General features: G+C 42.3%; 10 protein-coding genes and 1 pseudogene. 2 read left to right on the top strand and 9 right to left on the bottom strand.

Going from position 1 to position 14452, the window contains the following annotated elements:
- Nucleotides 1–364: 364 nt before the first annotated feature.
- A complete protein-coding gene (locus HWQ58_RS16975) occupies nucleotides 365–520 on the bottom strand; it encodes a hypothetical protein (RefSeq protein WP_292864787.1) in 156 nt (51 codons plus the stop codon).
- A gap of 148 nt (nucleotides 521–668) precedes the next feature.
- Between HWQ58_RS16975 and HWQ58_RS16970 the strand changes: the two are divergent.
- Together HWQ58_RS16970 and HWQ58_RS38485 are read left to right on the top strand one after the other, a co-directional pair.
- Nucleotides 669–824 (top strand): annotated as a pseudogene (locus HWQ58_RS16970) (IS4 family transposase); the annotation flags it as partial.
- Complete coding sequence (locus tag HWQ58_RS38485) at nucleotides 799–957, top strand: zinc ribbon domain-containing protein (protein WP_366838102.1); 159 nt, start codon at nucleotides 799–801, stop codon at nucleotides 955–957. The pseudogene HWQ58_RS16970 and the gene HWQ58_RS38485, both read left to right, overlap by 26 nt.
- Nucleotides 958–1069: 112 nt before the next feature.
- On the opposite strand, the gene HWQ58_RS16965 is transcribed toward HWQ58_RS38485, so the two are convergent.
- The 8 genes from HWQ58_RS16965 to HWQ58_RS16930 form a co-directional block, all read right to left on the bottom strand.
- Entirely contained in the window at nucleotides 1070–3640 is a 2571-nt protein-coding gene (locus HWQ58_RS16965; RefSeq protein ID WP_292864784.1) for a hypothetical protein, read from the bottom strand.
- Between the two features lie 285 nt (nucleotides 3641–3925).
- Nucleotides 3926–6139, bottom strand: a complete 2214-nt coding sequence (locus HWQ58_RS16960) for a hypothetical protein (RefSeq protein WP_292864781.1) — start codon at nucleotides 6137–6139, stop codon at nucleotides 3926–3928.
- Nucleotides 6140–6200: 61 nt separating this feature from the next.
- Nucleotides 6201–7973, bottom strand: coding sequence for a cache domain-containing protein (locus HWQ58_RS16955; RefSeq protein WP_292864778.1), 1773 nt, complete (start codon nucleotides 7971–7973; stop codon nucleotides 6201–6203).
- 92 nt (nucleotides 7974–8065) lie between these two features.
- Entirely contained in the window at nucleotides 8066–8356 is a 291-nt protein-coding gene (locus HWQ58_RS16950) for a hypothetical protein (protein WP_292864775.1), read from the bottom strand.
- Between the two features lie 33 nt (nucleotides 8357–8389).
- Nucleotides 8390–9337, bottom strand: a complete 948-nt coding sequence (locus HWQ58_RS16945; protein ID WP_292864772.1) for a hypothetical protein — start codon at nucleotides 9335–9337, stop codon at nucleotides 8390–8392.
- Nucleotides 9338–9630: 293 nt separating this feature from the next.
- Nucleotides 9631–10686 carry a phage tail protein gene (locus HWQ58_RS16940; RefSeq protein ID WP_292864769.1) on the bottom strand — a complete coding sequence of 352 codons (1056 nt, stop codon included), beginning with the start codon at nucleotides 10684–10686 and terminating at the stop codon, nucleotides 9631–9633.
- 120 nt (nucleotides 10687–10806) lie between these two features.
- Nucleotides 10807–13011 (bottom strand): putative baseplate assembly protein, encoded by a 2205-nt coding sequence (locus HWQ58_RS16935; protein WP_366838099.1) that lies wholly within the window; start codon nucleotides 13009–13011, stop codon nucleotides 10807–10809.
- A 201-nt stretch (nucleotides 13012–13212) separates the two neighbouring features.
- Nucleotides 13213–13617: a GPW/gp25 family protein gene (locus tag HWQ58_RS16930; protein ID WP_292864766.1), complete on the bottom strand. Its 405-nt coding sequence runs from the start codon at nucleotides 13615–13617 to the stop codon at nucleotides 13213–13215.
- Between the last annotated feature and the right edge of the window lie 835 nt (nucleotides 13618–14452).

Below are 14452 nucleotides of genomic sequence, written 5' to 3'. Positions count from 1 at the left end.
CTTCTCGGTTTTATTCGTTAAATTTACTTAAGTACACATTGTTTATTTGCCTTGACAAAATGACTATTTATAAAAAATTTTTGCTTGTAAAATTGACTTTGCTAAAACAATCAGTGAAAAATCAAGTCATTTCATTCATCTTAAAACAATCAGTGAAAAATCAAGTCATTTCATTCATCTATTAACTTTTAAAAATACTAAATAAATAACAGTCGAAGAAGCGTTAGTAGTTGTTGAACAATTTCTAGAACATTGGCAGCAAAACTTACTTGCTAGTGGACATGAAGACCAGACAATCAAACTCTAGGATGTAAATCTCAATGCTTTGCAAAGCTTAAAAGTTGACCTTCAGCCTTTTCGCGTACTACATGGACACAGCAATCCCCGCCTCAAAAAACGCTCTTTCCATACGGCGCTCTAGGTAAAGGCGATCGCTTTGTTCCTGCTCTGTCAAATCCTCTACCAAAGCAGCAACGCCAGAAAATAACTCAATGATCGCCGTGATGGATTGTTCATTCATTGCTAAAAGTGGGAAAAAGACCTTTGGACTGGATCAGTTTTACAATGGCAATCATAATCGAGTGGAGAAAGGATTATTTCATTTCAATGCTAGTTTCACTGCCCTCAATATTGCCAAGCTCGATGCTCATCGACAGCAGTTGAGTCAAAAACCCTTTGTTTTTTCAATGGCGAGTGTTAAGCGACGCGCACTCAATGACCATTTGCTCGACACCTTTATTTCAAGGTTAGGACTTTCGCCGACTCTAATTAAATCCCATCCTAACTACCAAAACCTACGTGATTACGGTGTTATTGCTGCCTAATTTTGTCCGAAGTATTGGTTTATGCAAAAGACAATATGATTGCAATGTCTGCAATTTGTCTATTAACCGCGACTTAAATGCTAGTATTAATCTTTTAAATTACGCACGGATAAGCTCAATCGTGCAAGTATAGTGATGGCTCACCGCTCCCATGCTCCAAGCTAGAAACTGAACTTCAAGACTACAAAAGTAGAATTGAGTAACTTTCAGAGAGCAAAAGAGGCGATTGTCAGCGCAGTGAAAGTTTATCTATCCAATTGAGGTGGCTGCTCAAAAGGGAATAGAGTAAGAGGCTGTTTCACATCTGAATCACTATCAATATCTTTTTCATCTTCTTCTTTACTTGGTCGCTGAGGTTCTTGCTGAACAGTATCTGCCTTATTCTGTCCGTGACTTGCTGCTTTTTGGGCGTTTATTAGTGCCTGCCCCACAGCCGCAGCCGCAGCCACAGATGGATCTTGGGCTTGCGGATCGTAGGTTTCTAGAATAAGCGATCGCACCTGCTGTTGCCCGGTAGTAGTAGTAACTTGAAGCACTAGTGTCATAGTACTAGGCTTTGGGTCAGGATTTAGAGATATCGAGCCTTTTAGAGGTACACTTCCAGGTGTGGGAAGTAACTGAACCTGTGTAGAGTCACTAGCATCAACCTGCCAAGCAAAAATTAGAGGTAAAACCTTTTTATCTTTGCTGATGGGAATGAGATATTTGTTGTTAACAGGCTTACCATTGATTGTAAACTTGAGAATGCGCGGTGGTCTGGGAAGAATTTTAATTAGTTCTGTCTGTTTTGGTTCAAGCTTGTCGTTTTCACCACCTTTAGGAATTGCTTTCAGTGCAAATACGTAACTACCTGGTTTCTTGATACCAGTTTTCACCTTTTGACAGACAAGCTGTTCTTCAACAGTACATAACCTCCGCAACTCGCGGGGAATGCCCTGGCTGAAATCGTATGTTTTTACAGCACTTACTATTAAATTGTCAGGAGTACGACCGATAATTTGTAGTGATTGCAATTCTTTGGGATGTATCACAGACCAATTGAGGCGAATCTCATCATCCACGAGCTTGCTGGATTCCTCAGTTTTTCCCTTTGACTTGTGACTTGTGACTTCTACCTTCTGTCTTTTTTCCCCTGTCTCTTGTCCTCGGACTTCTTGATATATCGGTTGTGTCGAGTTAAAAACAACAATAGAAGGCTGGGGAATAGGAACAATTGTTACTGGGGTAGTTTTGCCGATGTCTGTAACAGCACCCCGCCCTGGCTTCGTTAGAGCAGTCATTTCAAAAACGTAAGTTGCGCTTTTGCGGGCGCTGGTGCGAACTTGACGACAAGTTAGCGAACTTTGGTTTTTAGTGCAGAAAGGTTGCAGATCCGTAGGCACACCTTGATTAAAATCATAGACTTCTTTCCGAGTCAGAGGTGTACCATCAACAGACAATCCGACAATTTTCAGAGTTTGCAGGCGATTAACATCGCTGATTTGCCAGCCAAGATGCACCACATCGCCATTAACAGCTGAATAAATAGTATCTTCTGGATACAACTCGACAATTTTAGGCGAGGGAGGAATTCTAAATAATACCCACCAAATTAAATAGGCAACTGCCCCCACACTCAATAAACCTAAAAGTAAAAAAGGTAACAATTGCCATAAAGGACGGGCTTCCCACACTAACACTCCCGGTAAACTATTGTTAGCGATAGGCAAATGCTGTAAATCTTCTAAATCAACGCAAAAGTTAACAATTCGCCCACCACCAATTAGTGGACGCCGCCACCACTTCTGTGGCTGTACCTGCAAGTTAATACCTACAGTTTCCTGCGGCTGCACAAGTGCTTGAGACTGCTCTAAAGTGTAGGAATAGATTTCTAACTCATCAAGATTCTTGACTTGTAAAGAAATTTGCCGCTCTGTATTGCCAGAGTTGGTCAACTGTACTTGAAATAGTCCTGGCTTAGTTCGTACCCGACTAATAATTGAGCGTAATTCTGTCTGGAGTAGATGTCTGGGTGGTACTTGCAGATAAACTAAATCCAGCAAAATCAAGTCTGGATAGTTTTCTGAATATAACCGCAAAGTTGGAACATAGTTTCCAGAGAGCGCATCCATCCCTGGAGTAATCACAAGCATGATTACTCCACACTCGCCTGGGTTCAGGTTCAAACTGTCAGACTGAACGATTAATCCAGCGCCCTGGAAACCTTGAGGATAAGTAATGGTAAACCAACTTTTAGGCAAATCAGAACAAACCAGGCGAAAGCGATCAACGCAATCGCCTCGGTTTTGCACCAATACCTGAACAGGCAGCGCCCCTCCCTGCTGAATTACAGCTGGGTTAGCAGAACTGCTGACGGGTTGTAAGATAAACGTAGGCTCACTGCTACTAACAATATCATTAGTTGCAGGCAATACTTGGATATACTGTTCGTACCGAATTGGTGTATCTTCGGGGTAATGCTCGTGGGCATCAACCACCACAATATAATTGTAAGTTCCTGGTAGCGTATCAACAGGCACATCAAAAGTAAAAACTACCTCTTCACTCTGTTCTGACCCCAACGCCAGATATTCTCGTCCAGAAGTACACCAGGAGCGCACACCTGATGATATCTCTTCGATGTAGACTTCTATAACAGCACTTTGCTTGCCCTTATTGCCTAGCGTCACACTTAAAACAAAAGTTGACCCTGCCGACACAGCATCTTTGCCAGAAGCGCTTAAAATCACGAAGAGTGGTTTTGCGCGAGTAGAGTTGAGAAGACTGCTACTCAGTTGTGTATCTGCTATATGTGAGTTCAAATGTTTGCTTAACATTATCTTGTTTTTTTGGGAAGAGCTAATGGCTAATGGTTAATGGCAATGAGCAATTAGCAATTAGCATTTCTTATTAACGACAATCTGAAGAAAACTGTTTAACACTGGGAAGAGCTAATGGCTAATGGTTAATGGCTAATTGTTAATGGCAATGAGCAATTAGCAATTAGCATTTCTTATTAACGACAATCTGAAGAAAACTGTTTAACACTGGGAAGAGCTAATGGCTAATGGTTAATGGCTAATTGTTAATGGCAATGAGCAATTAGCAATTAGCATTTCTTATTAACGACAATCTGAAGAAAACTGTTTAACACGTTGCTGTTTCACTAAATGTTCTTCTGAGCCACTAATAACTAAAATTTCATCTCGAATGCGGATTATGTCAACACTTGTCAGCGATTTTGCAGAGTGGATGAGTACTTTACCTGTTAAATTTTTACTGCTACGCTCACCCTGCTCATTCAAAGACCAAAGCTTTGCTTGACCGTTTTCGCCTGCACTTGCCAGGTAACAACCATCACTACTCATAGCTACTGCACGCACAGCTTGCGAATCGGCAGTCCACTCATCTAGCAATTCACATTTAGCTTTGCTCCTCAAGCAAGGACGTAAGTTCCAAATTTTGATCGCGCCTTGGTTGTCTCCAGTTATCAACAGATTAGGCTTGCTGTCACTAGAGGCTAGAGTAAAAATATAGTCTTTATTAGTGCTAGAACCAGTAGATACGGAACGTAATTGATTAGCTTTCAAATCCCAAAGAGTTAGTTGGTTGAATCTGCCAGCAATTGCGAGATGACTTTCTGCTTCCCCAACCAAAGCCAAGGCATTCACCGCAAATCCTACCTGCTGCTTGCGGAATATCCGGCTTGATAACCCATCCAGCGTCCACTGTACAACTAATCCACTACCATGACCGCTAAATAGCGATCGCGAGTCTTTGGTAAACATCAAATCAAATACACGGTCATCTATTTTAGCGGTGAAGGGAGGCTCGGCTTTTCCTGATAGCAAATTAAACAACTGAATTTGACCGTTTTCAAAACCTACTGCTACTTTGTCGTTGTTCACGGGGCGGTAACGCACCACTCGCACGGCTTTATTTGCTCGTGGCAACACTCCTAGAAGCGCTAACCCATTTGATTCCACGCGCCATCGGCGGATAGTTTGGTCATTAGAACCACTAACCACTTCCTCAGCCAATCCATTGAACCGAACAGTGTTGACTGTATCTGTGTGTTGTTGGCCAAGCCAAAGCAACCGATTACTTAAAACCAGACTCAATAGCACTCCGATGCATAGTCCTCCCAGTTGCAGCCATTCGGGAATTACAGGCAGCACCTGTAACTCTAATGTTTGAGTATCATTCTGTATTTCAATCCGCTTGTCATTTGTGACAGCTTTGGCTTGTAAAAATTTGCGTTTTGTCCAACCAAGCCTTGGGCGTTTTTGCTTCACCTTGAGGCTAAAGTGCGTTAGTCCCGCCTCTTTGAGGTCTGCTTTTTCTGGCATCACCTCAAATTCAAGACTAGAAATTTGGGATTTGGAGTTTGGGATTGGCTCGTTTCCATTCTCTGACTGCCTGAGAAGACGGATTTTAGATTTAATTGAATCTACAATCTCAAATATTAAATTTAAAGTCTTTTTTTCCTCCTCCACATAACTGACTTCAACACTTGCTTCCTGACGGAGATTACTTTGATTATCAAATTGGAGCGTATATTCAGCAGTATCGGCATTTCTATCACGCCACACGCCTAGTTTCTCTGGTATTTTTTGGCGTAAAGGAATACATTCAAAATTTATAAATCCTTCCGGTAAAACAGTTAAATAGCCTTGGACATGAACCAAAGGCGCTTCTGGCTGATTTGCTTCAATGGTGAAGGCGTAGCGATCGCTCAATGCTTCTGCAGTAGTGGGAATGTAGCACTCAAAAACTTCTTTTATCTTTTCACCAACAGGAAGTAGCAGACGCTTCTCTGTTCCCTCTGGAAACCACGAGGAATCTAAACCTAACAAACGCAGAGTAACTTTGGTAGCTCGTGGACTATAGCTTTCTAGGGAAACAGGAATCTGAAACTTTTCTCCCGGATAGCGTTTAAACTCTTCGTTAGGTAAGTCAAGTTGCGGTGCCGCAGCGCCTGTTCCTGGTATTATCAACCTCACCACCAAGCGACTATCTGAAGACGGTAACTCTAGAGAAAAAACCCGCACTGTCATCGTCATCAAACCTGTAAATCCAGGTTTAGGACTATCAAGTACGGTGATAGAAAACTGAGTTGAGTCACCTGGAGGTTTTTTAGTACAAACTTCCGGGGTTACTCTGTACCAATTAGCACTTTTACCAGTCTTAGCCCCAGCTGCTAGCAATTCTACCTGAAAAGTTGCAAACTGGTCGCTATTATTAACCACCATAACATCAAAAGATACAGGATTTACCCCAGGTTCCAGTGTTATTTCTTGTGTGGAAATATTCGTAAATATAAGTTCTTTTAACATATAAAATTGCTAATTGTTAATTGTTAATTGCTATTAGCCATTAGCCATTAGCCATTAGCTATTAGCTATTAGCCAGTTCTTTTGGATGTGGGAATAGTGTTTGCCATCCCTGTTGGTCAATAATAAATAAAGTTGTTGGTTCTAAAGTGCGTGCTGTTGCAACTTCGGGGATAGTTTCTAATAGAGACTGTTCGCCGAAAAATTCCCCGGCTGAGAGAATGCTTAAGGGCTTTTTCAATTTGTCAATGTGAAGTTCTACGCTACCTGAGATAATTAGATAAAATTTGTTGTTTAGTTGATCTTCCCGATAAAGAATAACTTCTGTAAATAAAGATTGTTGGTAGCCAATTTCAATGAGTTTTTGTAATAGGACAGGATTTAACTCTTGAAAAGAAGGAACTTTATGCAGCAGGTTACTTAAGTTTTGTTTAGGAAATGTAGTTTTTTCCCTGCATGAACGCGATCGCATTAATAATTCTTGGAAATCAACATTACCAGTCATCTGCTTTAATAAAGCAGTTTTCTTGGCTTTGTCAGTTTCCGAAAGCAACTGCTGCACCCGGTCTTTGAGACTCTTTTCACGGCTATAAACTATATCAGCCATTTCTTGAAATACCCGCGCCAATTGCCCAATTTCATCAGAACGTTTGGCTAAGGGTGTGAGACTGTTTAAGTCAAATTCACTAGATGCAATTTGCTTTGCTGCATCATTCATTTCCAAGATAGGCTTAGTTAACCAGCGAGTCACCACCAGTCCCATCAGCAAGCTGAACGCTAACACACCCAGCCCTACAATAATAGTGACATCTCTAGTGCGCTGGAAACCTCCCATAAATTCTTTTTCTGGCACAACTACGACTACCAACCATTTAAGACCATATTTATCCTCAAAGGGAGTGATATGGATTAGAAAGGGTTCTGTGCTTTGTGGAGGAAAATTGAATTGCTCTTTTTTATGAATGTTGCTAAAGCTACTGTATTTTTTGTTTACATATTCAGCAGTGGCTTTAATCAGTGGCTCTTGAACAAAATTTATAGCTTCAATTTGCTTACCTTGATCGTCAAAAATACGATTGTCAGTTGATGCGGCAATTAATTTTCCAGAAGGTTCTACAATAAAAATTTCTCTGGAACTACCCTGACTCAATTTCTTGAGAAATTCACCGATTTGAGTCAAGAAAAAATCTACTGCCAAAACGCCTTGCAGCTTACCACTATCTTGTTGATAAACGGGACGTACTGCTGAGACGCGCAGTTGAATTTTTTGAGTGGATTTTTTTTCAATAACTCCCGTCCAAGTCGGCTTTCCTGCTTTCACCGCCGTTTGATACCAGTCACGATTGCGGGGATCGAAATTAGGTAGTTTACGTTTATCTAATTCCTTGCTGCGATTTCCTCCCTTGTCTGCTTCATAGACTATAAGTGCCTTATTAGTATATGTATCGGCAACATTAAACGTCAGTTGATCATTATTATTATTATCTCTAACAATGCTTCGTAGCTTGCCAGTTGCTTCATAACCAAATTGAATGCCATTCACAGATTTAAACGCCTTGGCTTGATACCAAAAATGACGCTCCAATTTATTCGGTTCTTCCAAATTTAATTGACCCTGTGCTATTGCATCAGCATTTATTTGATTAATTAGATGCGGAGCTTCTAAATATTTTTTCAGCCGTTCTGTAATCCGCTCGCTTATCATTTCCATACTTTTATCCGAAAATTTTTTAGCATCGTGATAACCTATATATAAAGCAATCGTTCCCAACACTCCTACGCAGGTTAGCAGAGGAATTAAAAAAGCGATTGGAACAGTTGTTCTAATGGAAGGCATTTTTTTAATTAGTAGTTATAAGTAAGTGTTAATTGCTAATTGCTGATTGCTAATTGCTAATAGCTAATTTTTTTTCCATTAGCCATTAGCCATTAACCATTAACAATTTGCTGCAACTGCGTTAATTGATGGCGATGCCATGCAAAATGCAGAATATTAATTCCCATTTCTTGGGCACTGCGAATAGTTTCTCTTGATAGCGATAAAGTATCATCAATTCCCCAAGCGCTAGAAAGTGAACCAACTACTAGTACAATGCCACCCCAGTTAAATAGGTGAATCGGGTAATTTTGCACAATTGGCAATTGAGCAAAGAGAAACGGTTGATTACGTAAAGAGTGGTTAGAACTTAAAGTATCCGAATTAACGGTATTAATGCCCATATCTTCAGCGAAATCGCGGATTGGTTGCGAAAATTACCATAACTGCTGAGTTAAATTTGACTCAACGGCGTTGAGTTCGGTTTCTACCTCTTGACGAACTGAGGCGATTTCCGACTCATCGGTGAGATTGGCGATCGCAAATCGCAGTTGCTGTCTGACGGCACTTAGTTCAACAATATTCGCCTCTTGTATCGACACTTCTAGCATTATCACTGCCCCACCTGCCAAATATTGACGTAAAGTCTGACGCTCAGACTCTTGTAATGTCAACAGTTGCGGAAGCGTGAAATAGAACAAATCGTAATCTAATTGCTCTGCACCTGCTTGCAATGTCACCTGGTTAATTGTTCCCTGTATAGCTGGGTAAAGAGCCGTAACTGATTGCATCAGGTAAGAAAACTTTGCAAAAGTCACAGCATCCCCCGTCTGTCCCTGAGTTACCTGTGCCACCCGGACTTGCTCTAAACTTCGGACTTGTGCCAGCTTACGGTAGCGTAGATCCAACTGGTTCATTTCAGGATTTAGAACATCTGCGGCTGGTTCTAGCTGCACCTCACCAGGTTCGAGCAAAACCCGACACAGTTCCACATCAGTATCATTTGGTGGTGTAATCTTTTCATCAATGCGAAAAGTTTCTTGAAGCAGTTGCCGTTCTTCCAAACCTTGCAGGCGGTCTGGATCTACATAATTAATCACCACATATACCACCAAAGAACCACTAATAGATGGCTCCGAAGCGATATGAAATGCTAGTGGCTGCGGTACGACAATCGGGTTGCCATTGTGGTCAATGGCAACCCCCGGTTGAATTAGCAGCCAGCGCCCATCCCGGTATTCTTGTGCTACTTCAGAAGGTGGTGGAATTACGCAAACTGCCAGTCCGCTAACAATACCAGCTTGGTGTAGCGACTGATAATAAATATTCTGACGTTGGCGGTGGTAATCATGAGCCAATCGCCAATGCTCGGCTGTGAGCAGCAAACCATTATTGACTTGTAGTCATTGTAAAGGCTTAATTGATAAAGGTGGAAAGTGTGAGGACATAGGAGATTTAATTGCTAATTGCTAATGGAAGACTGGCCAATTAATAATATGAATTCTCAATAATTTGCAACAATTGCATTTCTCTAGTTTTTTTATACTCTGCGGTTTTTTATTTATATTCTTACCCATTAGCCATTAGCTATGCTCCCTTCAAAATAAATAACATTTTTCTAATTTTTATCTCCTCTGGCTTTAGTAAATTTATATTCTTAGCCATTAGCCATTAGCCATTAGCCATTAGCCATTAGCTCTTTTGATTCAATTATTAAATCATAAGTACAAAATGCAGGTTTTTCTTGTTCAATTACACTGCGGACAAAAGATTCATCAATTTGATTTTTGTTCTCTGGGCGCAAATGCAGTGTGAAATGGAACGGGCGACTACCACCTACAATAGAGTCTTCCCCTAATTTTGCTTCTCCAAAAACACACCCTCGACTAAAAAATTCGGTAATTCCAATATGCTTATCTTTCTCATCAGATATGTGGTCATCTAAAGGTAACTCCGTTGCTAAGTGCAAGTAAAAACGTAATCCCTGTCGCGTACCGCGCCATTGGTAAATTTGCATGGCGCTTTTAATCAAATAGCGTTGTCGTTCCAGTCCGATTTGTGGTGTTTGATTCCAAGCTACCCAATGAGCCAGAAATGGTAACATCGCTTGGGGTGCAGTCAAAGGATCGAGGTAAGCCCAGAGATTTTCTAAGGTATGAACGCAAGGTTCTAAGCTTTGCTCAAAGATTTTGAGAAAACGTCCGACAAAATCCACTTCCCGATAAATAGCAGGCAGGAAGTTGAGGTATAGACTGGGAGGACGTACATAAAGATTGAATGTAGTGCTCTCTACTTCTCGCCTACTTGTGTCTGATTCAATTAAGTAGGCGTGCAGATGAACTATATAGTTGAGCTTGAGAGTTTCCTTAGGGTGTAGCGCTGAGAGAGACTCAAAAAAGTCAGTAGGTATCCTAAAATACAGCACTGCTTCCATCTGCTGACCCGCGCGGACTTCAGACCCCTCCATCCCAATGCGACACCACTCTTGAGGAAAGTCTCCTTTTACTTGCAAATCCATCTGTACGGGGCGAGATCCCACATTTTTCACTTGTACCACCATCTCGCTCGGTTCTCCTGGGCGCAGCAACAAGTTTAAATTCAGGCGCTCTTGAGCGTTTGTACCCATTCCTCCCCAAGAAATAGGGCGCTTTACTTCCGAAACTGGTATTGCCTCCGGAATTTGCATTGGAGTCAATTGCAGGCACAGATTTTGGCTTTTTTGGGATTGTGTCATGGTTAATGGCTAATGGCTAATGGCTAATGGCTAGTGGCTAGTGGCTCATGGCTAGTGGTTAATGGCTAATGGCTAATGGGAAAAACAATTAGCAATTAGCAATTAGCAATTAGCAATTGACTAAATTACAGTAATTGCATGACTCGATCGCAGTTCACTATCTGCCCAGGAGCAGATTAGTCCCAGAGTTCCGGGGTTGATGATATTATTAGGTGCTAGAGAGCGTGTCCAAGTGGAATCTTGTCGGCGGAGTTCAAATAAAAGGATGGTTCCAAGAAAGCGGACTCCGGTTGTTTTCTGAAATAAGCTGACGATATCTGAAGGGTAGACGCTAGCACCAAATTGCCAGCCTTTACCATCAAGTCCACCTGTGAGTGGGTTGAGGAAACGGTATAACGCTACTTGCAAGCTGCGGATAATTGCTTGCTGTGCATGGGGATTGTTGTATTCTGGCTCTAGCCCTACTTCTGCTTGCACGGCTACACCAACATATTCTGGTTCTCGCAGCTGTACATGTACGCCCAATAAGCGTCGCTGATCTAGATAACTGAGAATTTGTGCTTGCAGGGCAAGGTTTAGTGCGAATTGAGCGGGGTTAATGCCTTCAGCACGGTTAATGCTGTCTGTGTTGGCTTGCGGAACAATTAACAAGTCAACTATGCCTCTGGTGGTTTCGTCATTGGCGCGTGGGGGGCAACAGACACGGGAAACAGCACCTCTGCCAGCTTGAAGTGCCAAAGTTTCAAAGTCTTCGGGAGTGACGGCCCGATCGCGTGTCCTGAGTATTCGTGGCACTCGCATCACGGCATCTTCTAAAGATTCGGCATCAGCACCATTGCGAGCCGGGACATGATTGATCACCCTTTCTACATAAGGAATTGCGGTTTTGGGAATTCGCAAGGAGCCGCTAGTTACGTTGCCTTGGCGTCCGCCTCCTGTGCGGTATGCAACCATCCGAATCAGTGAACCTTTGGGGGGGATGGCTCCGTACTGTCGCTCCATCTCTTGGACAAAGTGCGCCTGTTCTCTAACTTGGGTGATGCTTTCACCAGTGACTTGTATTCTTCCCCGTAGCTGTACTTCTTCGCGCATCTGGGCTGGTTCCCGAATTAAAAAACCAAACTGCACTTCTCCGGTCAGCGAATCAATCCGATAGTGGCGGTCAGATGGACTCGAATCAGCAAAATCGTTGACCTCGCTCCAAATCTCCGCCAACCCTCCAGGCGGCGATATTAGAATGTATTCTCCTGGTTCTCGTGGCAAAATTGAGGTATTTTGCAGTTGAAATTTCTGTCCGGGAGTGCCGTCACTTTTACCAATTAATTCATCTAGTACTAAATTACACTGACTGGCATTCACCGTACCGCCAATGGAACGAGCACAAATGCTGATTAACTGAGGCGAGTAAGTGTATCCTGACTGTGTACCCATTGGTAGCGTATAAACACAGCGCAGCCAGCGTCCCTGATAAGCGGCAAAGTAGGTGACGGGAAATTCTTGAGGCAAGTGCAGGACAACATCAGCTTCAGCAACAGTGTTGGGGGCGGGGGGTTGCCCAGTGTCACTAAAGCTGAAACCACGGGTGCTATCATCAGACTCTTGCAAGAGAATCGATTGCCAATATTGCCCATTCCAAGCTTCCCAATGGCGGGGCGGTGTATCTGGGTTGATACCTGTGGATGTAGCGGCTTCTCCCCGTAGTTTGATGGCGAGGACGTTGCCGCTAATTGGCTGTTCGGGACTGAATACGAGGTAAAAACAGTTTCCAGGTTGGGGATGTTCTTCAAAAATCGACTGGGCGCGACCTTCCCAATTGTCATTATGTCGTGTCCAGAGATTTGTGAGGCGATCGCGTAATACTGTTGGTGTTGTTTCTGCCGTCCTCGCACTCAGCAAGTGGGTAATTTCCGGCTGACCAATTCTCAGAGTTTCGTCAGTACTAAAGACAATTGCTTCTTCTGTTTCGGTGCGAATAGTCGCAACTTCTCTACCTGCGGGTATTTCGTAAGTATGGGGAAGGGCAGAACTCAGGTAGAACGTTAGTTCAGTTTGGGCTGGGGCGGCTGGGAGCAAGCGAATACCGAGCATTTCCAGAAACACGACAAAATTACGTCGCGGCACTTGGTTAAAGCGCACCATCATCTGGTCAGTCAGCCACGCAAACAGTTCTACCAGCGTGATCCCAGGGTCGCCCGGATTGTAATTCGTCCACTCTGGACAATAGCGCGGGATGCGAAGAATGCACTCGTCTACTAAGTCTTTGAAGGTGCGATCGTCTAAGTTTGATTTTGGTAGTTTTGGTAAAAATTCAAATTCTATGGTCATTTTTTAATTGCTAATTGCTAATTGCTGATTGCTAATTGCTAATTGTTGATTGCTAATTGCTGATTGTTGATTGCTGATTGCTGATTGCTAATTGATGATTGATGATTGCTGATTGCTAATTGCTAATTGATGATTGCTGATTGTTTTTACGATTCGCTATTAGCCATGAGCCATTAGCCATTAGCCATTAGCCATTAGCAATTAACTATTAGCCATAAGATAAAACGGAAAAACCAAACTGCGCTGTTCGTGGCTATTCCTGGGGTGATATTCAATAATTATGTCTAAGCGACCGCGGACTGGATCTGGTTCGGTACGCACTGCATCAAGTATAATTCGGGGTTCCCATTTCACTAGTGCTTCTTGGGTATACAGTTTTGCCAGCAACAGCGTTTGTGTATTCATTGGTGCAAAGATTAACTCTTCTAAACGACAGCCAAAATCTGGTCGATACACCCTTTCACCCAATCGAGTCCGCAATATAATCAGTATTGATTCCTCTATATTTGGGACTATGGAACTTTGTTGTACACTTCCCTGAACACTAACTCCGAGTGGAAATGCCCATCCTTTACCCAAATGGGTTTCGTTGTTTTCTTCTGGCATATTACTCTCCTGAGTTTGAGTAGTTTTCGGTATTTAACATCTAGTCCCAAATCGGAACAAGATTGATTATTAAATCCCGAAAAAAGTGATGTAGATATTTATTAATACCTTTCCCTAACCCTCCCCTTATAAAGGCTACCGTGTACACACAAGTCTTTTAGAGTGGCTCCACGACTTTTAATCTCCCTAACACCCTCTTGAAAAGCAAAGCTGTTTTATTCCCTCAAAGGCTCAAAAAAGACTTGTGTTCTGAAGGAAAGTACTTGTGTTCTGAACCAAAAGACTTGTGTACTGAACGAAAGTACTTGTGTTTTGAACCAAAAGACTTGTGTTCTGAACGAAAGCACTTGTGTTCTGAACCAAAAGACTTGTGTTCTGAACGAAAGCACTTGTGTTCTGAACCAAAAGACTTGTGTTCTGAACGAAAGCACTTGTGTTCTGAACCAAAAGACTTGTGTGTACACCGTAGCCTTATAAAGGGGAGGGAAGTTGATTTCCGGTTTCCCCCCTTTCTAGGGGTGGATTAAGGGGGGTAATTTGACTTGTGTCTAAACCGTAGCTTTTATAAGGTGGGTAAAGGATCTACTGTAAATAGAAGCAAAACGCTGTAACTGTTTTAAACGACTTTGAGCCAATATGGTATGTAATGTAAATTATATTTAATCAACTTTGGATTCAACCGTAATATCACTGAAATGTGGCAATTGCCGACTTAGCCATCGCCGTAAAATCCCAGTGATGAGATAAAGAGAAAGAATTATACCTAATCTCCGTAGGAAACGAAAAGTACTATAAAACGCCACACTGCTGCTGATTAAGCGTTACAGGCTGTAAT

This window comes from Nostoc sp. LPT (assembly GCF_017115165.1).
Classification (GTDB): Bacteria; Cyanobacteriota; Cyanobacteriia; order Cyanobacteriales; family Nostocaceae; genus Nostoc.
The sequence above is the reverse complement of the archived record's forward strand: the minus strand, read 5'-3'. Positions and strand labels throughout refer to the sequence as shown.